This is a genomic window from Proteus sp. G2626, assembly GCF_009915985.1.
Classification (GTDB): Bacteria; Pseudomonadota; Gammaproteobacteria; order Enterobacterales; family Enterobacteriaceae; genus Proteus; species Proteus vulgaris.
In genome coordinates this window covers 154,077-176,408 of sequence record NZ_JAABNH010000029.1, presented here as the reverse complement: position 1 = coordinate 176,408, position 22,332 = coordinate 154,077, and the positions used below count along the sequence as shown (strand labels likewise).

Genomic DNA, 22,332 nt, shown 5'->3' with positions numbered 1-22,332 from the left:
TAGAACAGGACACCGATTATGACCCAATTTCATGGTATTTTTCCTTACCTTGTTTCCCCTGTTGATCAAACAAAAGGCACGATCCTCGAAGTCTCATTACGCCACTTGATTGAGCATTTGATCTCGTGTGGTGTTCATGGACTAAGTCCATTAGGTAGCACTGGTGAATATGCTTATCTCTCTCAAGCGCAACGTAATGAAATTGTGCGTATTACGGTTGATCAAACTGCGGGGCGGGTTCCTGTTATTGCAGGTGTCGCAAGTTTTTCAACCGCAGATGCCTGTCATCAGGCTGAACAATACGCCCAATTAGGTGTAGATGGCATGGTGCTGATATCACAAAAAATGTACCCATTAAGCGAAACAGCGCAAGCGGGTTATTTCAGAACTATCGCTGAAGCCTTTCCTGAAAAATCCATGACAATTTACACAAATCCTGGGCTTTTAGGTGATGTTCTCCCTATCTCTTTATTCAATGAACTTAGCTATATCCCGAATATTGAATATATTAAAGATGCGTCAAGCAATACAGGTCGTTTACTCACCATGATCAACACCTTTGGTGAACGCGCCAAAATTTTCAGCGCCTCTGCTCATATTCCATTGCTTGTATTAAAGCTGGGTGGTGTTGGTTGGATGGCAGGCCCTGCTTGCGTCTTACCAAAACAATGTGTTGAACTGTATGAACTCGCAACAAAAGGCAATTTTGATACCGCATTGGCAAAACAAAAAGAAATGTGGCAACTCAATGAAGCCTTTACTAAATATTCACTGGCATCATGCATTAAAGCCTCTCTCAATATTCAAGGTTTTAACGTAGGTGATCCCATTTTACCGCAAGCGCCTTTAAATGATGCTGCAATAGCGGATCTACGCCAAATTATTGCTCAACTTGATTAATAAACTATTCTTATTTAGAAATAACAAAGGCTAAATTTTTTACAATTTTAGTCTTTGTTATCGCTTTCGCATACCATTCAGTTCAATATGCTGTACGATATTGAATAAGAATGAAATAATAGCCACTATTGTTGCAGGATCCGATTTGTTCTATCACCATAACGAGGAGAAAATATATGCCCATTTCAGTCAGTGAAATAATGGAAATATTACCTCATCGTTATCCATTCTTATTAATTGATGGCGTTATTTCTGAGCCAGCCGAACTTGCCTGTGGCAAATTAATCGCAATAAAAAATGTCACTACCAATGATACGGTTGTTTTTGGTGAGTTTTACCCACCTTTATTACTCCTTGAAAGTCTGGCTCAAGCGGCAGGGATCCTTGCACATTACTACCTTTCTCCTATGGAAGAAGGCCAGCAATGTTATTTTGCCAGTATAAAAAATGCACGGTTTTATGATGCGGTAAAAGCGGGTGATCAGCTACATCTGGATATTCAGTTTCGCCGACAACGACGCACTATTGTTAGCTTTTTTGGTATTGTTCGTATTGGTGAAAAAATTGTATGTACATCTGAATTTATGTGTGCAAGGCAATAAAAAAAGGATTGGATAGACCAAACCAATCCTTCACTTCATCATCTTATTGACGTTATTTTTAACTTAATTAGTGTTTTCTTCAATACGCAATAATTGTGTAATCTCAGAAAGAGTGACATTCTCAAAATCCAACGTTTTTTCAACGAGTTGAGTCAATTGTTTATCTTGCATCACTAATGAAGCATTATCGTAAAATTTACTGATCACATCCTTATCAGTCATTGGATTTTGTGGATTACCATATTGAATATCTAATCTCTCGGTGATCTTTTCACCATTTTTTAATGTCACAAAAATTAATCCTGGAAAATATGTTGGGAATGGTATTTCAGCTTTTTCAGGATAACGATAACTTACACGCTTCGCTAACGATTGAATATCTTCACGTTGTAAGTTTTCGGGTAATAATGAAGATAACGTTAATGCATTATCTAAAAAGCCCACAGCAAATAGCCACGGCAAACTAAATTTTGCTCCATAAGCTGTTTGAGGTGCCCATTTTGTTTCAAGTGGTTCACAAATTAAAGCGGCTGCGACAGGATCAACCACGCACTCCACGCTCTCAATATCATCAGCCGTGACCCCTTTTTTCAGCAGATTACGTCCACAGTCAACAGTCGCATGAGCAAAGTGGCACACCGGATAAGGCTTAATAGAAACATTTAAAAATTCCCATCGTTTACCTAATCCCAATGCCACTTGTTCGGGTTGTGCTTGTTCTCGAATACCGTGAGTTTGGTAGAGACTATAGCGACCTTCGAATATCGTTTCAGGGCCTGTCATTCCACCTTTTGCTAGTGATGCGGCAATAATACCTGATTGTGCAGCCCATCCCGCATGAAAGCATTTAGAAGATGAACTATTAGTAAGATATTCTGCCACACCTCCTGCTTGGCTTCCTGTTAGGCCTATTGCATTCACAGTTTGTTCTGGCGTTAACTTTAATAGTGAAGCGGCACAAGCTGTTGCGCCAAAAATTCCCGCAATTGCTGTGGCGTGAAAACCTCGCTGATGAAATCCACTATGGCTTGCTAAGCCTACTCTTGCTGCCACTTCCCAGCCAATCACCCATGCCGTTAAAATATCTTTTGATGAAGCACCAATAGACTCACCCAATGCAAAAGCAATCGGCGTTAATACCGCGCTACCATGTGCAATCGAATCAGTGTGTGTATCATCAAAATCTAAGGCATGTGATGCAATACCATTTGTTAGTGCCGCCACTGTAGTGCTTGCTGTTAGCGAACTTCCCCAAATCGGAATGTTACCTTGGCTATCAGGTAAAAAAGCCACACCTTGACGACTTTGAATAGCACTTTGTTGCACACTTCCAGCAAGTGCGACACCTAATGTATCTAATAAATGAATTTTGGCTTGACTAACAACTTGAACAGGTAAATCAGAGAAAGTGGTTGTAGTAATAAATTGGGCTAACTGCTGACTCAATGTCATAAACACCTCAGGATAGATAAGAAAAAGCCAGCAATATCACCGGCTTTTAGATAATAAGAAGATTGGATGTAATTAAGTCACTTAGTCATTTAACCAGCCAGAAGCTTTGGTTTGTGCGACAACACGATCAACTTGGGCCGGCGCATTTCCTACATACGTTGTTGGATCTAAAAGAGCATCAAGCTCTTCTTGAGTGATGTGATCACGGATACGCGTATCGCGATTAATCGCTTCGACGAAGGTTATGCCTTCTTCTTGTCCTGACATGGATGCTTCATACACAATTTCATGTGCGGTTTGTTTACCTGCTTTATCAGATAATGCAAACATCACACGCTCTGCCAACATAAAACCGCCCAATATGTCCATATTTTCGCGCATTTTTTCTACATGCACATTTAATCCACCTAATACTGTTTTCATATTATCGAAGATAACAGATAACATCAGGCACATTTCTGGCATGATTTTCCATTCCATTTTCCAAATAGCACCATCACGCTCATGTTGATGTTTCATCATGTCTGTTAGTACAGAAAGATTTGCTTTTAAGGTATTACTAACACAGGCCGCATTTTCTACAATCGCTGGATTACGTTTATGTGGCATAGTCGAAGAACCCACTTGTCCTTTACTAAACGGTTCAGATAACTCATCAATTTCGTTATGTGCTAATAGTAGGATTTCATTGGCAATTTTACCTAAAGTTCCGCTAATTAAGCCAATCAACATACCATATTCACTGAATCTATCACGTGCAGGTTGCCATGAAATTTCAGGTACGCCTAAGCCTAAGCGTTTTAATACGCGAGCTTCTAATTCATCAGCTTTATCACTTAAAGAGGCTTTTGTCCCCACCGCACCGACAACACTGCCAACAAATAAACGAGGCTCAATTTCTTTAAGGCGTTGGTAATGACGTGCTAATTCAGTTAACCAAATCGCCGTTTTATGACCGAAAGTAATAGGTAGAGCTTGTAAAGCTAATGTACGTCCAACCATTGGCGTATTGCGATGTCGTTCACTTAATGAAAGTAATGCACGACCTAATACTTTGATATCACGTAAAAAAGTGTGATGCGCTTCTTTGAGTTGAAGCACAAGGCCGGTATCAATTACATCTTGAGTGGTTGGCCCAAAATGAACATATTCCCCATAGTGTTCTGGGCAAGCATGTTCTAAACCACGAATTGTTGGCACTAATGGATGGCGAGTAAGGCGCACTTGTTCTAATACATAATCCATATCGAGCTTTTCAAGTTTCGCGGTATCTGCAATAACTTTAGCTGCTTCTTTTGGGATCAAACCTAATTCAGCTTGTTCAATGGCTAATGCCGCTTCATAATCAAGCCAATTTTGCATTCTTGTTTTATCAGAAAAAATAGTTCTCATCTCTTCTGTTGACCATAAATTCTTTAATAAAACCGAATCGAAAACGCTGGTTCCCATAATTATTTCCCCTGTTAAAAGAATAATAAAAAAAATCGTTTTTTTAATCAAACGACTTGTTAGATTGTTATTTTATTTATGCAATATAATCTCTAAAAAAACACTTTGATAATTTTAATCTAATTTCAAATATTTCTTATCAATTAAAAAGTAACATTAATTCAATATGTTATAAATAATCTTTTATTTATGAATTATAACTTTTGAATCTTAAATAACATTTAAGATTCAATTAGAATAATTAATGCTAAAAAGTTAGAGGGAGATCATCATTTTTAGAAAATAGCTATTTTAAAAATAAATAAGTTTGTTATAAATAATAGAAACAAAATAAGTACAAACAGTAATTAATCATTTTATTTAATTACCGGGGAACTCTATTTCTATATTTGGAGATATTAATAATGAAACAAAATAAACAAACAAAATTAATCCACAGTGGACGTCAAGAAATTAAGACTTCTGGTCCCATTAATCCACCTGTTATGAGAGCCAGTACTATTGTTTTTGACTCAATTAAAAGCTGGCGTGATGTACGTGATCGTCGTGCGACAGAGCGTGTATTGAGTTATGGCGCTCGTGGTACCGAAACCGCTTTTGCTTTAGAAGCTTTAGTGACAGAACTAGAAGGTGGTCATCGTGCTCAATTGTTCCCTACCGGTTTGGCGGCTATCGCAGTGACCATTATGGGATATGCACGCAGTGGCGGGCATGTTTTATTTGCCGATTCCGTTTATGAACCTGTGCGTAAAATCGCTTCTGCTTTCCTTGAACCCAATAATATTGCTTATAGCTTCTTTAAAACCGACGGTTCAGATTTTGAACAGAAAATTCAGCAAAATACACAGCTTATTTTTGTCGAATCTCCAGGCTCACTCCTTTATGAAATGCTCGACTTACCTGAAATCTGCCGTATTGCTCATGAAAGAAATATTCCTGTCGGTGTTGATAATACATGGGGCTCTGCATGGCTTTATAACCCACTGGAATTAGGCGCTGATGTCTCAGTTATTGCAGCAACTAAATATTTATGCGGTCACTCTGATGTCATGATGGGCATTATGGTCGCCAATGAAAAAGCATGGGAAAAAATTGGTGCATTACCCGAAGCATTAGGTCAAGCCAGTAGTCCTGATGATGCAGCACTAGTACTTCGCGGAATGAGGACATTAGGCCAACGTATTGCCGCTCATGGTAAATCGGCTCTGACTATCGCCCAGTGGTTAGAGACTCGTCCAGAAGTTGAAAAAGTATGGTTCCCTGAATTACCTAATCACCCTCGTCATGATTTATGGAAACGTGACTGCAAAGGCAGTAACGGCCTATTAACTATTGAGTTCAAACAAGAATTTACCACAAAACAATCAGAGCAATTTATTGATGCGCTTGAGCTATTTGGGATTGGTGCATCTTGGGGGGGATTCGAAAGCCTTGCATTACCGGCCAATGTTGTTGGTGCAAGAACAGCATCTGATTGGCGTGAAGGTCATGGTCCTTTTGTCCGTTTACATATTGGTCTTGAGGCAACTGACGATCTTATTGCAGATATTACACAAGCTTTTTCAGCATTAAACCAATAACAAAAAATATTGCGTCATTACCGGGGAATTCACTATGACAGGTTTAATCATTGCCGCGCTGGTAACAGCGTTGGTGGTTTATTTACTGGCGCGAGGTTATAAGCCTCAACCAGTATTATTACTCGGCGGGTTGTTGCTATTACTCTTAACGGCATCTCTCGACCTTAATCCGTTATTGCCAGAAAATAAATCCACTCAATTTAAATATTTTGATATTTTCCAAATCTTTACGAATATTATGAGTTCTCGCCTAGCGGGTCTTGGTTTAACATTAATGGCCATTGCGGGTTTCTCTCGTTATATGGAACACGTTGGCGCAAGCCGTGCTTTATTCGCGATTTTTGAGAAACCATTAAAAGCGATAAAATCGCCTTACTTATTATTAGTGATTTCATTTCTAGTCACCCAAATCTTGGTTATCTTTATTCCTAGCCATGCGGGTTTAGGTATGCTGTTGATGGTCACTATGTACCCGATATTAATTCGTTCTGGTATTAGTCCACTTTCCGCTTTAGGTGTTATTGGATGTTGCCAGTTTATCGACCATGGTCCCGGTTCTGGTAACGTGATTATGGCTGCGAAAACAGCGGATATTGAACCTGCCGTCTATTTTGTTCAACATCAGTTACCGATCACTATTCCTATTATTATTGCTGTTGCCATCACTCACTTCTTTATTCAGCGCTGGTGGGATAAACGTGAAGGATTTGTTTTTGACCCAACAACGATTGATTCTGTAAAAGAAGAAGATAATAAAATTCCGTTATCTTATGCCTTATTACCCGTGATCCCTTTAATTCTGATTATTGGCTTCAGTCCTTTGCTACACCCTTATATTAAATTAGAAGTCACCACAGCGATGATTATTAGTACTGTGATTGCACTTCTTTTTGAATATGTTCGCTTACGCGATGCAAAAGCGGTAATGAATAGCTTTATGCTGTTCTTTGAAGGAATGGGTAAGCAATTTGTCTTAGTAGTATCGTTAATTGTCTCCGGTGAGTTCTTTGCGAATGGTTTACTAAAAAGTGGTGCCGTCGATACACTAATTAGTTCTGCTCAAGATGCAGGTTTCGGAATTGCAGCCATGATTATTGTAATGAGTGCCATTCTTGCATTAGCCGCCTTTTTAATGGGTTCGGGCAATGCCGCATTTTTCTCATTTGCAGCCTTAACACCTAAAATTGCCGCCTTCTTAAAAGTCGATGTGATTACCTTAATTTTACCCATGCAAATAATGACAAGTTTCGGCCGTACTGTTTCACCCATTACCGCCGCCATTGTCGCCATTGCAGGTATTGCGAATGTCTCACCGTTCCAAATAGTTAAACGCACTGCTATTCCTATGGCTGTCGCGGCTATTGTGAACTTAGCGATGACATTCTGGTTTTTATATTCCTAATTAAGTTGCGTTACCCTTCCCCTTAAACTCATTTACTCCTGAGTTTAAGGGATTTTTTCTTATCATTGACTGTAACCTTTGATTGAAATAATTAACGCCAACGTTAACCCTACTCAGACTATTTATAAAAATAAATAGTCTGTTTATTTATCTACTCTCCCTTGCTTTTCCCCAAAAAATAAACTTTCTAACCACCATCATTTGTCGATTAAGCCCACTTAATACTTGTTTCAACTTCATATCTCGATATACTTTTGCGCAACATTCATCTGCAAATGAACATTATGAAAAAAATAATTATTGTCATTATCGCACTCCTTGCTTTTGGTTCTATCGGTGGTGTTTTTCTTGCGGGTTTAAATATCTATACTCGCTCCACTACACCAATAGAAACAGAAAAAGCGCAACATGAAACGTCACCTGCACAACAATTTCCAGCTATCCCAGACAGCTCATCTTCTGCTAAATAAATGAGGTCGCACCGTGGAATACGATTACTTTGTTACTCCCCAATGGCTATTTGAACATCAAAATAACTCTGATCTTGTGATCCTAGATGTCAGTGCACCAATGCCAACACAACAGATTGACTATCAAGCGCTTTATCTTGAGCGCCATATTCCACATGCTCATTTTTTTGATCTTGATGAAATCGCAGATAAAACGACAACATTGCCACATATGTTGCCGTCTGACACACTATTTTCAGAAACGCTGACGCAATTAGGTATCTCTAATACCACGACGGTTATTCTTTACGATCAAGGCAACTTATTTTCTGTTCCTAGAGGTTGGTGGACATTCACAACACTAGGTTGTCGTAATGTGCGCATTCTTGCTGGCGGTCTACAAGCATGGATTGATGCTGGATTTGCTATAGAACAAGGTGAAACTATCAAGACACCAGCAACATCTCCATTTGTAGTTGAACGTCACGCCCAACATTATGCTAATAAACAGCAACTTATTGATAATCTAGCGACAAAGCAAAAACAGATGATTGATGCGCGTTCTGCTGATCGCTTTTATGGTAGAGCACCAGAACCCCGCCCAGGCTTGCGTAGTGGACATATTCCTGGTAGTAAAAATGTGCCTTGGAATGAGTTAGTTGTTGATGGGCAATTAAAAGGTAAAACTGAATTAAAGCAAATATTTGAGCAGGCTGGTGTCGATTTATCACAACCCGTCATTGTTACCTGTGGTTCAGGTATGACTGCCGCAGTGTTATTTTTAGCGTTAACAATATTAGGTTGTCAGTCTATCGCACTTTATGACGGTTCTTGGGCGCAATGGGGCGCAGAGAGTGCTCTTCCTTGCGAATGCTAACTTAATCAGTCTTTGCCTTAAAAAGTAAACCCGCATATTAAGCGGGTTTATTATCATGATTGAGTATAAATGCATTAACTGGCGAATATCTTGGCAAGATAGAGTACAACAATGGCACCAATAACGGCAACAACAAAGCTACCAAAGTTAAAACCATCCACTTTACCTTTACCAAAGAAGCTACTGATTGCGCCACCAACAACCGCACCCACAATACCCAGAATACAAGTCCATATCAGACCAATATCATAAGAGCCTGGCATTAAGAATTTCGCCAAAATACCCGCGATCAAACCAAAGATAATCCAAGCAAGAATTCCCATATTTCCCCCTAAAATAGTCATGATATAAACAACATACCTAAAAATGCCACTTATTGAGTGTAAGTCGAAATAGTTATTTTTTCCAATTATTAGAGATAAGTAACACTATATTTAAGATAAATAGAAATATCATTGCTTAATGAACAAAAAAATAGTGCTGATTAATAAGCACTATTTTTATCAAATAAAATGGTTGTTTAAACTACAGAGCCTCTATTGCGACTGCAATTTCTGGCGACGTTTTTAATGTTCGGATTTGCCTAAACAACGCATCCGCCTCTGGATATTCTTTTCTTAAATAGCTAAACCACTGTTTAATGCGTGATGCATGATAGATCGTCGTATCACCACGTTTTTCTAAACGAATATAACGCTTTAATAATTGAATAACCTCCTGCCATGACATTTTAGCTTCTATGCCTTTTACAACACGACTTAAGTTAGGTGTATTCATTGCACCACGCCCAATCATTATCGCATCACACCCTGTTGTAGCTAAACAAGCTAATGCATCTTCACGGTTCCAGATTTCACCATTGGCAATCACAGGTATTGAGAGTCTTTGGCGAATATCACCAATAGCCTGCCAATTAATTTTGTCTGCACTATAGCCATCTTCTTTTGTTCTGCCATGTACCGTGATTTCTGTAGCACCACCTTGCGCCACCGCATCTGCAATCTCATGACTATACGAGGAAGAATCCCAACCGAGTCTCACTTTAACCGATACAGGTAATTCTAAAGGTACTGCATGACGCATCGCTTTAGTGGCTTGATAAATCGTTTCTGGCTGTTTTAAAAGTGAAGCTCCCCCCCCACTACCATTGACTGTTTTTGAAGGGCAACCACAATTTAAATCAACTCCCCAAGAGCCTAATGACACCGCTCTAAACGCATTTTCAGCCAACCATTGTGGGTGTTGCCCTAATAATTGCACTCGCACAAGTGTGCCACTTTTTGTGCGACTTTCAGTCTGCAATTCAGGACATAAGCGATAAAAAGCTTTTGTTGGCAGTAATGAATCAACAACACGCACAAACTCTGTAATACAGAGATCGTAATCATTAATCGAAGTGAGCAACTCTCTCACAAGGGGGTCTAAAACCCCCTCCATTGGCGCTAATAGAACTCGCACGGTTTAACCTCAAAACTCTTTTTTAGCTTTTGACCAAGGGCTTTGATTATCACTACCTTCATCACTTTTACGTGAACGACGAGGCCCTAATTTACCGGTACGAGAGCCATCTTTATTACGGTAGTTTTCTTTGTTTTTTTTACGATCACCTTCTTTACCGCCTTCACTCCCCGCCTCTTTACGGGGATTATTGCGATTATCTTTGCCACGAATATCTGCACGGCCATGGCCACCACCACTTCTACGTGGTGCATTGTTTTTTGGCTTTTTATGTAATGGGGCGGCTTTAATTGAAGGATCAGGATCATAACCTTCTAACGCTAAACGTGGAATTTCACGTTTTAATAAACGCTCAATATCGGCTAATAATCCATGTTCATCAACACAAACCAGTGAAATAGCTTTACCTGTTGCCGCCGCTCGTCCTGTTCTACCAATACGGTGAACATAATCTTCAGCCACTTGCGGTAATTCAAAATTGACAACATAAGGCAGTTGGTCGATATCGAGGCCACGTGCTGCAATATCTGTTGCCACCAGCGCTTTTAATTTACCGTCTTTAAAGTCAGCTAAAGCACGGGTTCTTGCACCTTGGCTTTTATTACCATGAATAGCAGCTGATTTAATACCATCGGCATTTAAATGTTCAGCAAGCTTATTAGCACCGTGCTTAGTACGTGTAAAAATAAGCACTTGTGACCAATTTTCTAAGCCAATTAAGTGTGATAACAACTCTGTTTTACGTTTTTTATCCACTAAATGAACATATTGATCAACAGATTCAGCAGCCGAATTTTTTGGCGCAACTGAAATACTCACAGGATGATTTAATAAAGAATTGGCCAGTCCTGTGATCTCTTTAGAGAATGTCGCGGAGAATAATAAATTTTGACGCTTTTTAGGTAATTTATTGATCACTCGGCGAATATCATGAATAAAGCCCATATCTAACATACGATCAGCTTCATCAAGTACTAAAACTTCAACACGAGAAAGATCGACCGCATTTTGATGTTCAAGGTCGAGTAAACGCCCAGGGGTTGCTATCAATACATCAACGCCACCACGCAATTTCATCATTTGCGGGTTAATACTCACACCGCCAAAAACAACAAGTGAACGGATCGGTAAATAACGGCTATACGCTTTCACATTCTCAGCAATCTGTGCTGCGAGTTCACGTGTTGGCGTTAAAATGAGTGCTTTAACAGGTTGGCGACCTTTGGTTTTTTCTGCCGATTGAGCTAACTTTTCCAAGATAGGCAATGTAAAAGCGGCTGTTTTACCCGTTCCTGTTTGCGCACTGGCTAATACGTCTTTACCTGCCAAAATCGGCTCAATCGCCTGCTGTTGAATAGGGGTTGGGGTTTTATACCCTTGTTCATCAATAGCGCGGAGAAGCGCCTCACTTAAGCCAAGCGATGTAAAATCGGTCAAAACAGTAGTCTCCTACAACCAGAACGTATAACACGGTGATTGAAAATTAAAAATGACGGGCTTTCATACTGTCAATCTATAGATATTATTGCTCTATAGGTACTACCATTTATAGGTATAGACAGTGATAAAAGAGAATGAACCTTGCTAGGTTAACCTAATAACCCTTATTTTAACAGTTTTTGCTATGTTCAGAATACAAAAATAATTTTCAATAATAGATAGCGTTGTTTTTATTATTACAAATCACCTTTATTTGATTATTTATTACAAAATTTCCCTATTGTTCAATATCATCTAATATAATACTCCTTGTTATCTCTGTTTTTAATATCATTGGTTTTGTTACATTTTACTTAAGTAAGGTATCTTCTATTATGTCAGAAACCCATCAGAAGACGACACGTGGTGAACTAGCAAAACGACAACTATTGGAAGCAGCATGTGAGATCTTTGGTAAGAATGGCCCCGATGCAGCCACAACACGCCAGATTGCACAAGCCGCTCAACAAAATATTGCCGCTATCGCTTATTATTTTGGCTCCAAAGACGGGTTGTATCTCGCCGTTGCACAACATATCGCTGATCTTATCCGTCTTGATTTTGAACCTACTGTTGCCATCCTCGACGAATTTCTTGAGCGGCCAAACCCAACCGAACATCTGCCATTGCTACAAACACTGATCACGGATAGCTTTTTACAATATGCTCAACTGGTACTTGATAAAGCCAATATTCATCTTAGTCGTATTATGGCGAGAGAACAGCTTGTCCCCACAGAAGCATATTCGCTTATTCATCAACAAGCGTTATCGCCACTTTTAACACGCGTAAATAAATTATTAGCTCTCTATATTGGTTTAGATCCCACACTTCCGACGACAATGTTACACACTCACGCTATTTTAGGAGAAGTGCTATCATTTCGTTTAGTGAGAGAAACCATTCTAAGACAAACAGGATGGGATAGAATTGGTAAGAATGAATATCAAATTATCTCCAATACTTTAAAAACACATATTACGTTATTACTCAATGGATTAAGAGAGATTTACACTCACCCACATCATGCATAAATAGAGTTATTATGAAAACTAAAAAAATCAGCTTCTTTATCATCTTAATGATTATTATCGGTGTTGTTGCAGGTATCTATTATTACGAAGAAAACAAAGAGTCTGAATTAGTACTCTATGGCAATGTCGATATACGTACTGTTAATCTAAGTTTTCGTGTTGCAGGAAAATTAGATTCATTGCTTGTTGATGAAGGTGCTTCTGTCGAAAAAGGGCAACTGCTAGGAAATCTCGATGATGCCCCTTATCGTAATGCACTCGATAAAGCTTATGGTGAGCGCGATAGTGCTATTGCTGCGTTAGCCTTAATGGAAGCGGGTTATCGCAGTGAGGAAATTGCACAAGCTCAATCTGATGTGTCATTAAAACAAGCCGCTTGGCAATATGCCGACAACTTTTATAAACGCCAACAAGATTTAGCTAATCGTAACGTGATTTCGGCCAATGACTTAGACAGCGCAAGAAATAATCGTAATCAAGCAGCAGCTGCCTTAAAGGCAGCCCAAGATAAATTAAATCAATATAAAAATGGTTACCGAAAAGAAGATATTGATGCAGCTAGAGGCCAAGTTATGCAGGCAAAAGCCGCCGTTGCTCAAGCTGAGTTAAACCTTCAAGACACGCAGTTAATCTCACCATCACAAGGTACAATATTAACAAGAGCCGTTGAACCTGGCACTATTTTATCCGCAGGTAATCCCGTATTTACAGTGTCTTTAACCAACCCGGTTTGGGTTAGAGCGTATATTAGTGAAACCCACTTAAGCGAAGCTATCCCTAATCGAGACGTTTATCTCTACACCGATGGACGTAAAGATAAACCTTATCATGGCACAATCGGTTTTGTTTCACCGACAGCAGAATTTACGCCGAAAAGTGTCGAAACACCGGAATTAAGAACTGACTTAGTTTATCGACTTCGAGTCGTTGTGACGGATGCTGATGATGCATTACGCCAAGGGATGCCCGTGACTTTAAAATTTGCACCCACTCATTAAGTGGGAGGCAAAATGGAACACACTGATTACACTATCGAACTACAAGGTGTTGAAAAACGCTTTACTGGACTAGAAAGCCCAGCGGTTTCTGCATTAACCGCCACCATTACTGGTGGCTCTGTCACGGGTTTAGTCGGCCCAGATGGTGCGGGTAAAACGACACTCATTCGTATGCTTGCAGGGCTATTAAAACCTGATGCAGGTGATATTCGTATTTTGGGCATGGATCCACAACGCCAAAGCGTGGATGTCCGAGCCATTCTTGGTTATATGCCTCAGAAATTTGGCCTCTATGAAGATTTAACGGTATTAGAAAATCTCAATCTTTATGCTGATTTAAAAAATGTCATCGGTGAAGAGCGCAAAAAAGTTTACCAGCAGTTGCTCTCTTTTACCGATCTCACTCGCTTTACCTCTCGCCTTGCGGGCAATCTTTCAGGAGGAATGAAACAAAAATTGGGGTTGGCTTGTACTTTATTAGGTAGCCCTAAAGTCTTGTTACTTGATGAGCCTGGTGTTGGCGTTGATCCCATTGCACGGCGTGAGCTTTGGCAAATGGTACATGCCTTAGCCAGTGATGGTATGTTGATACTGTGGAGTACTTCTTATCTTGATGAAGCAGAGCAATGTAAAAATATTCTCTTACTTAACAAAGGGGAGTTGCTTTATAGTGGTATTCCGCAAGATTTAACAGCAAAAATGGCTGGTCGCTCTTTTCTGCTTGATGTTGAAGGGCATCAGCGAAGAAAAGTATTACAACAAGCCATTATTCAACCTCAAGTAACAGATGGTGTTATTCAAGGACAATCTGTCCGTTTGATCTTGAAAAAACAAAGCAATCAATCCGAATTACTCAATGCCTTAGGTAAACCTGACGCTAAACTTATTCCAGCCACTCCACGCTTTGAAGATGCTTTTATTGATTTATTAGGGGGAGGCCCTTCTCATAAATCTGAATTAGCTGAAATCATGCCTCAAATCCCACCTGCGCCCAATGAGACCGTCATTGAAGCACAACAACTCACCAAAATGTTTGGTCAATTTGCAGCAACTGATCATGTTGATTTTCAAGTTAAACGTGGTGAAATTTTTGGCTTATTGGGGCCTAACGGTGCGGGTAAATCGACAACATTTAAAATGATGTGTGGCTTATTGGTGCCCTCCAGCGGTAAAGCACTGGTATTAGGTATGGACTTAAAAGAGAGTTCAGGTAAAGCACGCCAACATTTAGGTTATATGGCACAAAAATTCTCACTTTATGGCAATCTTAAAGTGGGACAAAACTTAAAATTCTTCTCTGGTGTTTATGGCTTACATGGTAAGCAACAGCGCGATAAAATCAACGATATGATAACCGCTTTTGGTTTACAACCAATGGTGAATCAAATCACGGAAACTTTACCTTTAGGTTATAAACAACGCCTTGCTCTTGCATGTTCACTCATGCACGAGCCCGATATTCTCTTTTTAGATGAACCCACATCGGGTGTTGATCCCTTAACACGGCGAGAGTTTTGGCTACACATTAATGGTATGGTTGATAAAGGGGTGACTGTGATGGTGACGACCCACTTTATGGATGAAGCCGAGTATTGTGATCGCATTGGTTTGGTTTATCGCGGAAAAATCATTGCTGCTGGCGAACCTGATTCGCTCAAGAAAATGGTTGCCAGTGATGATAATCCAACGCCTTCAATGGAAGATGCCTTTATTGGCTTGGTGCTAGATTACGATAAAAAACTTGAACGTGAAAATGATAAAGGGAGCGAAACACATGCCTAATTCAGCTCAATCCTCTCATGCCCGCTTTTCTTGGCGACGTTTATACGCACTGTGTTTAAAAGAAACAAAACAAATTACTCGCGATCCCAGTAGTGCCTTAATTGCCATTGTTATTCCGCTTACTTTGCTGTTTATATTTGGTTATGGCATTAATTTAGACTCAAGTAAATTAAATATCGGTATTTTAACCAATCAACAAAGCCAACCTTCGCAAGCGCTCGTTTATACCTTTACAAACTCACCTTATATCAATGCAACCATTAGCGATAATCGACAATTATTAATCGATAAAATGCAGGCGGGGCAAATTAGAGGTATTGTGGTTATCCCTGTTAATTTTGCTGAATTACTGGCTCGCCAGGGCACGAAAGCGCCCATTCAAGTGATCACCGATGGTAGCGAACCCAATACCGCAAACTTTGTACAAGCTTATACCAAAGGGGTTTGGCAAATCTGGTTACAACAACAAGCTATCAGCAAAGGTATTGATACTCCCCCCTTAATCGAAATAGAACCTCGTTATTGGTTTAACCCTGCGGCAATAAGTCAGCACTATATTATTCCGGGTGCCGTTACTATTATTATTACCGTCGTAGGCGCTATCCTTACCTCGCTAGTGATTGCGCGTGAATGGGAACGAGGTACGATGGAAGCGCTACTTTCTACCCAAATAACACGCACAGAACTCTTACTTTCAAAGCTTATTCCTTACCAAGTGTTAGGCAGTTTTGTCATGGTGTTATGTATGGTAGTCACCGTGTTTGTGCTTGGCGTACCTTATAGAGGATCGTTGTGGATTTTAGGCGGGATCACCTCGCTCTTTTTAGCTACCGCTTTAGGCATGGGATTGCTTATTTCCACGCTAACGCGTAATCAATTTAATGCCGCGATGATTTCGCTAAATGCCGCATTTTTACCCGCAATTATGTTATCAGGCTTTGTTTTTGAAATTGATAGTATGCCCATATTTATTCAAGTGGTGACTTATTTTATTCCCGCGCGTTATTTTGTCAGTAGTTTACAAACACTCTTTTTGGCTGGTGATATTCCGTTGATATTAATGCTAGATATGTGGTTATTAATTGTATCGGCGATATTTTTTATTGGATTAACGGCGTTAGCAACACGTCGTCGATTAGATTAAAGGGAGAGCTTTTATGTTTTATCGCCTTCTCACCCTGATAATGAAAGAGTTACAGTCATTATTACAAGAGCCTCAAACGCGTATTATTTTAATAATGCCAGTTATCTTTCAGATGATTTTATTTCCTTTTGCAGCAACGTTAGATGTTACTAATGCCTCTATTGCCATTTTTGATGAGGACAATGGTAAACAATCTATCGAGTTAACCCAACGTATCGCCAAAGCGAGTGCATTCTCTCAAACTCTTTTGCTTAAAAATGAACATGAAATAAAAGAGACTATTGATAATCGTAAAGCGCTTTTATTAGTTCGTTTTCCGCAGAATTTTAGTGCTGATCTAGAAAGCCATGTTCCTGTTAAATTGCAATTAATCTTAGATGGCCGAAATTCAAATAGTGCACAAATTGCTGCAAATTATGTACAACAAATCGTACAAAATTATCAAACTGAATTAGCAGGTAATACACCTTCTTTACTAAATAAAACAGAACTGGTTGTTCGCAATTGGTATAACCCGAATTTAAATTATAAATGGTTTATTGTCCCCTCTTTAGTAGCACTGATTATTACTATTGGGGTTATGATAGTCACTTCACTTTCTGTTGCGAGAGAGCGTGAACAAGGCACATTAGACCAATTATTAGTTTCACCATTATCAACATGGCAAATCTTTGTAGGTAAAGCGGTGCCAGCAATGGTAGTGGCGGCCATTCAAGGCACTATTGTATTGATTATAGGGATATTTGGTTACCAAATACCTTTTTCAGGTTCACTATTGCTGTTTTACTTTACCATGCTAATTTATGGTTTATCGCTGGTGGGTTTTGGCTTATTAATATCAGCATTAAGTTCAACACAACAACAGGCTTTTATTGGTGTGTTTGTATTTATGATGCCAGCCGTTTTACTATCAGGTTATATTTCCCCCGTAGAAAACATGCCCGTTTGGCTACAACATGCCACATGGATAAACCCTATTCGTCATTTTACCGATATCACAAAACAGATTTACCTTAAAAATGCCGATATTACCGTAATATGGCACAGTTTATGGCCTTTATTGGTGATTGCAGCAGGTACTGGCTCTTTTGCATATTATCTTTTCCAAAGAAAAATAGCTTAAAACGATAGCCATTAATTTATTAAATAAAAAAATCCCACAACTTATTAAGTTATGGGATTTATTGTTTATGCTGTTGTTAAACTACGTTTGCACGTAAATATCGTTAAAATTAACGACGGTCGCCTAAAATACGCAATAACATTAAGAACAGGTTGATGAAATCTAAATAAAGCGTTAATGCACCCATAATGGAGTAACGGCGCATATTTTCTTTATCTTCTTGATTAATCTCATTACCCATGTCTTTTAATTTTTGTGTGTCGTAAGCAGTTAAGCCAGCGAAAATTAACACACCCGCGTAAGAGATAACCATGCTCATCATTGAGCTTTGCATAAAGATATTAACGATAGAAGCAATAATGATACCGATAAGCCCCATAAACAGGAAGCTACCCATACCCGTTAAGCTACGCTTAGTGGTGTAACCATAAACACTTAATGCACCGAACATTGCCGCACAAATAAAGAATGTACTCGCAACTGATGATGCAGTGTAAATAATTAATACACTAGAGATAGTTACCCCTGTTAATGCGGAATATAGCATAAATAATGAGGTTGCAACTGCACCACTCATTTTATGAACCATACCTGATAACACGAAAACTAACCCTAACTGAGCAATGATCAGACCAAAGAAGACGACCTTGCTAGAAAAAATCATTGATAATAATGCTTCGCTTGATGCAACGTAGAGTGCTACAAACGCAGTTAATAACAGACCAACAGTCATCCAACCATAAACCTGAGCCATAAAGGTTTGTAGGCCAGAACCTGTGCGCTGTACGATTGAATCATTAGAACGTGAAAATCGATCCATGATGATTACCCTTTAATCATAGTGATAACGTTAGGTTTAACGATAACGTTTATTTCAGTAAAGAGCCCATTATGGGCTCATTAGAATTTAATTTTATCACACTGATTTTACATTTCCATGAAATAAACTGTATGAAATGTCATCGTAAAATAAATTGAGGTAAAGTTTTGTAGCATTAAATTGAGTGTGGTGATTTATTCCCAGCGCTCGGCTGAGTCATAATCACTTTGACGCGCATCAACCCATCTGTTTTTATTTTCAGAGAGCCCTTCTTTCTTCCAAAATGGCGCACGTGTTTTTAAGAAATCCATAATAAATTCCGCAGATTCAAACGCACTATTACGATGAGAGCTGGTCACACCGACAAACACTATCTCTTCACCGATATGCAATGTTCCTACTCTGTGAATAACACTGACACGTTGCAAAGGCCAACGTCCTCGAGCTTCATTGACAATGTCATTAAGCGCTTTTTCTGTCATGCCAGGGTAATGTTCAAGTGTGAGCGTACTCACTTCATCACCTAAATTGTGATTGCGAACTTTCCCCGTAAAGGTCACAACAGCACCATCACTGTCGCACTCTGAAAGCCATTGGTATTCATCACCAACGCTAAAATTGTCGGTTTGTACTGATATGCGTGTTGATGCGTTCATTCTAACCCCCTGTAACAGGTGGGAAAAAGGCGATTTCATCTCCATCATTAATTATATGAGCGCCTTTAACAAAAGATTGATTAACCGCAGAAAGTAATTTGCCATCTTCAAGTGCCAATGACCAACGTTCGCCTTTGGTAATTAATGCATTACGTAAATCATCTACCGTGTGATATTTACATTCTAATTCAAGCGAGTCTACACCAACTAACTCACGCACTTGTGCGAAAAAGAGAACTTTGATCATGCTTCCACCTTAAAGTGACCTGATTTACCGCCTGTTTTTTCTAATAAACGCACAGGACCTATCACCATATCCTTTTGAACCGCTTTACACATATCATAAATCGTTAATGCTGCGACCGATGCGGCAGTTAATGCTTCCATCTCAACGCCTGTTTTACCGGTTAAACGACAAACAGATTCAATGCGTACACGATTAGATCCAGTGAGTGCTTCTAAACGCACTTCGACTTTAGTTAATAATAACGGATGGCATAATGGGATTAACTCCCATGTTCTTTTTGCCGCTTGGATACCTGCAATTCTTGCAGTCGCAAATACATCACCTTTATGGTGCTTACCTTCCGTGATCATATTTAATGTTTCTGCTGACATTTCAACAAAGGCTTCAGCTCGCGCTTCTCGCACTGTTTCAGCTTTAGCGCTAACATCCACCATGTGAGCTTCACCGGCAGCATTAATATGAGTTAGTTGAGACATGCACAACTCCTGAAATTAACGAAATAACAGAGCGAAAAACTATCCACCAATAACAGATAAATTCGGTGTAATACCGCTATCGCCTTGATGAAGAAAATGCGTTTCTCGTTTATGAAGAAGACCACCCTGAATACGTTGTTGTAATGCCTCTTGTTGACTATCGTCAGCAAGTAGATCACGTAACGGAATGCCATGTTCACCAAATAGGCAAAGATGAAGATTACCAATAGCTGAAACACGTAAACGGTTACAAGTTAGGCAAAAATCTTTTTCATAAGGCATGATCAGACCGATTTCGCCTTGATAATCAGGATGGGTAAATACTTGAGCTGGCCCGTCACTACGGGCGCGAGGGATCTGCGACCAACCTTCATTAAATAAGCGTTGGCGAATAACTTCACCAGACAAATGAAAGCGGTTGAAAATATCACTACCGTCACCGGTTTCCATTAATTCAATAAAGCGCAATTGAATAGGTCTGTCTTTGATCCAATGAAGAAAATCAGGGAGATTTTTGTCATTGACATTGCGCATCAACACAACGTTAACTTTGACTTTTTCGAACCCTGCGGTAAATGCGGCATCAATACCTTCCATCACTTGGCTAAATTTATCTTGTCCAGTAATAGCGTGGAATTGACGGGGATCGAGACTATCAACACTCACATTAATCGCACTTAATCCCGCATCACGCCATTGTGCAACATCGCGTGATAGACGATAGCCATTTGTTGTCACTGCGATTTTTTTAATCGCAGCATTATCTTTAATTGTCGCGATAATATCAGTAAAATCGCGACGCATTGTGGGTTCACCACCTGTTAAGCGGATTTTTTCTGTCCCTAATGCGGCAAAAGATTGTGTAAGTCTGCTGATTTCATCTAATGAAAGAAATGATTTGTGGCCATTAGGCTTATAACCATTGGGTAGGCAATAAGTACAACGGAAATTGCACACGTCTGTAATTGAAAGACGTAAATAGAAAAACTTGCGGGAAAACGCATCAACGAGTTGTTGCATAATAACACCTTTCCAAATCGGGAGATGCAGACATTTCTACCTTGCACCCTGGTGACTTATTGTCACGGCCAGAACATCATATCTTGTCAATACTCGACTTAGACGTTAAGGCTAGGAGTTTATCTTTACCTGTTTTGCACAGGTTTCTAATACCTATATATTTATTGTGGATTCTACCTGCTAATGATATAAAAAGCGAATAATGTTTTCGCTATATAATTTACAATACAACGACTTACAACACTTTAGTTGCGTTAATAACATAAATAAAAACACTTTCATTGGTTAAATATTTGGCTATCAAAAGTAAAATTAAACTAGGAATGTGATGAAATCACGTCGTGATCATAGGCTTAAAATTTAATTGTGATAAATTAGCGACAAATTTTTAAAGATGAGTAGAACAAATATGCGAAATCGCACGCTAAGTGATTTAGATCGTGTTGTTGCCCTTGGTGGTGGTCATGGCCTTGGACGTGTGCTTTCAGCACTCTCCTACTTAGGCACTCGCCTTACTGGTATTGTTACAACAACAGACAATGGCGGTTCTACTGGCCGTATTCGTCAAGAAGAAGGTGGCATTGCGTGGGGTGATATGCGCAATTGTATTAACCAGTTAATTACTGAGCCTTCAGTGGCTTCTGCAATGTTTGAATACCGTTTTTCAGGGACAGGGGAACTTGCTGGTCATAATTTAGGGAATTTAATGCTAAAAGCATTGGATAACCTAAGTGTTCGCCCCTTAGAAGCGATTAATCTTATTCGGGGATTATTAAGAGTCAATGCGCACCTTATTCCTATGTCTGAACAAGCCGTTGACCTGATGGCAATAGATGACCAAGGTAATGAGATTTATGGGGAGGTCAATGTTGATAATTTGCCTAAGATCCCACAAAAACTTGATCTTTATCCTAAAGTACCAACGACAAGAGAAGCCATTGAAGCCATTGAGCAAGCTGATCTTATCTTAATTGGCCCCGGTAGTTTTTTTACCAGTTTAATGCCTTTGTTATTATTGCCAGAGCTTGCACAAGCATTACGCCGTAGTAGTGCAACAACCATTTATATTGGTAATTTAGGCAAAGAGCTAAGCCCTGCGGCTGCCAGTATGACGATGTCTGATAAAATCGCCATGATGGAAAACTATATTGGCCTACAAACGATAGACGCTGTCATTATTAGCCCTGAAACACAATATGAGTCGATGAAAGGCCGGCTAATTGTGCAGGCTCAATTGGAAGCCAAAGATATTCCTTATCGCCACGACCGTCATCTATTAGGCAAAGCGATTGAGTTAACGTTGCAACAATTAGGACAACGTAACGCTTCATCTCAAGCCATTAAATAGAATTTAATCACGTAATTTCATTAAAAAAACCGCATC

The 22,332-nt window shown here is 39.4% G+C and carries 22 protein-coding genes and 1 riboswitch; of the genes, 12 read left to right on the top strand and 10 right to left on the bottom strand.

What is annotated here, in order from left to right; all coding sequences use genetic code 11:
* The first annotated feature begins 18 nt into the window (after positions 1-18).
* Positions 19-900 (top strand): dihydrodipicolinate synthase family protein, encoded by an 882-nt coding sequence (locus tag GWJ05_RS17090; RefSeq protein ID WP_036938292.1) that lies wholly within the window; start codon positions 19-21, stop codon positions 898-900.
* Between the two features lie 176 nt (positions 901-1,076).
* The gene (locus GWJ05_RS17085) at positions 1,077-1,502 is read left to right on the top strand and encodes a hypothetical protein (protein WP_036938294.1); all 426 of its coding nucleotides are present in this window, start codon (positions 1,077-1,079) and stop codon (positions 1,500-1,502) included.
* Positions 1,503-1,565: 63 nt separating this feature from the next.
* On the opposite strand, the gene GWJ05_RS17080 is transcribed toward GWJ05_RS17085, so the two are convergent.
* Together GWJ05_RS17080 and purB are read right to left on the bottom strand one after the other, a co-directional pair.
* A complete protein-coding gene (locus GWJ05_RS17080; protein ID WP_036938296.1) occupies positions 1,566-2,954 on the bottom strand; it encodes an MmgE/PrpD family protein in 1,389 nt (462 codons plus the stop codon).
* A gap of 81 nt (positions 2,955-3,035) precedes the next feature.
* Positions 3,036-4,403: an adenylosuccinate lyase gene (gene purB, locus GWJ05_RS17075; protein ID WP_036938298.1), complete on the bottom strand. Its 1,368-nt coding sequence runs from the start codon at positions 4,401-4,403 to the stop codon at positions 3,036-3,038.
* Between the two features lie 404 nt (positions 4,404-4,807).
* Here purB and metC point away from each other — a divergent pair, with 404 nt between their 5' ends.
* From metC to sseA, 4 genes are all read left to right on the top strand, one after another.
* Entirely contained in the window at positions 4,808-5,983 is a 1,176-nt protein-coding gene (gene metC, locus GWJ05_RS17070) for a cystathionine beta-lyase (protein WP_036938300.1), read from the top strand.
* Positions 5,984-6,017: 34 nt separating this feature from the next.
* On the top strand, positions 6,018-7,385 hold the full coding sequence (gene dcuC, locus GWJ05_RS17065) for a C4-dicarboxylate transporter DcuC (RefSeq protein ID WP_036938302.1): 1,368 nt from the start codon (positions 6,018-6,020) through the stop codon (positions 7,383-7,385).
* A gap of 284 nt (positions 7,386-7,669) precedes the next feature.
* On the top strand, positions 7,670-7,855 hold the full coding sequence (locus GWJ05_RS17060) for a hypothetical protein (RefSeq protein WP_036938304.1): 186 nt from the start codon (positions 7,670-7,672) through the stop codon (positions 7,853-7,855).
* Positions 7,856-7,868: 13 nt separating this feature from the next.
* Positions 7,869-8,711, top strand: coding sequence for a 3-mercaptopyruvate sulfurtransferase (sseA, locus tag GWJ05_RS17055; RefSeq protein WP_036938306.1), 843 nt, complete (start codon positions 7,869-7,871; stop codon positions 8,709-8,711).
* Positions 8,712-8,785: 74 nt separating this feature from the next.
* Here the strand turns inward: sseA and GWJ05_RS17050 are convergent, their stop codons facing one another.
* The 3 genes from GWJ05_RS17050 to rhlE form a co-directional block, all read right to left on the bottom strand.
* Complete coding sequence (locus tag GWJ05_RS17050; protein WP_036938310.1) at positions 8,786-9,034, bottom strand: GlsB/YeaQ/YmgE family stress response membrane protein; 249 nt, start codon at positions 9,032-9,034, stop codon at positions 8,786-8,788.
* Between the two features lie 202 nt (positions 9,035-9,236).
* Positions 9,237-10,169 (bottom strand): tRNA dihydrouridine(16) synthase DusC, encoded by a 933-nt coding sequence (gene dusC / locus GWJ05_RS17045; RefSeq protein WP_036938312.1) that lies wholly within the window; start codon positions 10,167-10,169, stop codon positions 9,237-9,239.
* A gap of 9 nt (positions 10,170-10,178) precedes the next feature.
* Positions 10,179-11,606: an ATP-dependent RNA helicase RhlE gene (gene rhlE / locus GWJ05_RS17040; protein ID WP_087803634.1), complete on the bottom strand. Its 1,428-nt coding sequence runs from the start codon at positions 11,604-11,606 to the stop codon at positions 10,179-10,181.
* Positions 11,607-11,983: 377 nt separating this feature from the next.
* Between rhlE and cecR the strand changes: the two genes are divergently transcribed.
* The 5 genes from cecR to GWJ05_RS17015 are packed head-to-tail and all read left to right on the top strand — an operon-like array spanning position 11,984 to position 17,729.
* The gene (gene cecR / locus GWJ05_RS17035) at positions 11,984-12,682 is read left to right on the top strand and encodes a transcriptional regulator CecR (protein ID WP_036938316.1); all 699 of its coding nucleotides are present in this window, start codon (positions 11,984-11,986) and stop codon (positions 12,680-12,682) included.
* Positions 12,683-12,693: 11 nt separating this feature from the next.
* Positions 12,694-13,680, top strand: a complete 987-nt coding sequence (gene hlyD / locus GWJ05_RS17030) for a secretion protein HlyD (protein ID WP_036938318.1) — start codon at positions 12,694-12,696, stop codon at positions 13,678-13,680.
* Between the two features lie 12 nt (positions 13,681-13,692).
* Positions 13,693-15,462 (top strand): ATP-binding cassette domain-containing protein, encoded by a 1,770-nt coding sequence (locus GWJ05_RS17025; RefSeq protein ID WP_036938320.1) that lies wholly within the window; start codon positions 13,693-13,695, stop codon positions 15,460-15,462.
* Entirely contained in the window at positions 15,455-16,606 is a 1,152-nt protein-coding gene (locus GWJ05_RS17020; protein ID WP_036938322.1) for an ABC transporter permease, read from the top strand. The genes GWJ05_RS17025 and GWJ05_RS17020 overlap by 8 nt, the downstream gene beginning before the upstream one ends.
* Positions 16,607-16,619: 13 nt before the next feature.
* Positions 16,620-17,729 carry an ABC transporter permease gene (locus tag GWJ05_RS17015; protein WP_036938324.1) on the top strand — a complete coding sequence of 370 codons (1,110 nt, stop codon included), beginning with the start codon at positions 16,620-16,622 and terminating at the stop codon, positions 17,727-17,729.
* A 109-nt stretch (positions 17,730-17,838) separates the two neighbouring features.
* Here GWJ05_RS17015 and GWJ05_RS17010 read toward each other — a convergent pair whose 3' ends face one another.
* From GWJ05_RS17010 to moaA, 5 genes are all read right to left on the bottom strand, one after another.
* The gene (locus GWJ05_RS17010) at positions 17,839-18,549 is read right to left on the bottom strand and encodes a Bax inhibitor-1/YccA family protein (protein ID WP_036938325.1); all 711 of its coding nucleotides are present in this window, start codon (positions 18,547-18,549) and stop codon (positions 17,839-17,841) included.
* A gap of 194 nt (positions 18,550-18,743) precedes the next feature.
* Positions 18,744-19,205, bottom strand: coding sequence for a molybdopterin synthase catalytic subunit MoaE (gene moaE / locus GWJ05_RS17005; RefSeq protein ID WP_036938328.1), 462 nt, complete (start codon positions 19,203-19,205; stop codon positions 18,744-18,746).
* A 1-nt stretch (position 19,206) separates the two neighbouring features.
* The gene (gene moaD / locus GWJ05_RS17000; protein ID WP_036938329.1) at positions 19,207-19,452 is read right to left on the bottom strand and encodes a molybdopterin synthase sulfur carrier subunit; all 246 of its coding nucleotides are present in this window, start codon (positions 19,450-19,452) and stop codon (positions 19,207-19,209) included.
* Positions 19,449-19,928 carry a cyclic pyranopterin monophosphate synthase MoaC gene (gene moaC / locus GWJ05_RS16995; RefSeq protein ID WP_036938332.1) on the bottom strand — a complete coding sequence of 160 codons (480 nt, stop codon included), beginning with the start codon at positions 19,926-19,928 and terminating at the stop codon, positions 19,449-19,451. The genes moaD and moaC overlap by 4 nt, the downstream gene beginning before the upstream one ends.
* A 39-nt stretch (positions 19,929-19,967) precedes the next feature.
* Positions 19,968-20,948, bottom strand: coding sequence for a GTP 3',8-cyclase MoaA (moaA, locus tag GWJ05_RS16990; protein ID WP_036938334.1), 981 nt, complete (start codon positions 20,946-20,948; stop codon positions 19,968-19,970).
* A riboswitch (molybdenum cofactor riboswitch) is annotated at positions 20,938-21,078 on the bottom strand. It overlaps the preceding gene by 11 nt.
* Positions 21,079-21,357: 279 nt before the next feature.
* Here moaA and yvcK point away from each other — a divergent pair.
* A complete protein-coding gene (yvcK, locus tag GWJ05_RS16985) occupies positions 21,358-22,296 on the top strand; it encodes a uridine diphosphate-N-acetylglucosamine-binding protein YvcK (RefSeq protein WP_036938336.1) in 939 nt (312 codons plus the stop codon).
* Positions 22,297-22,332 lie beyond the last annotated feature (36 nt).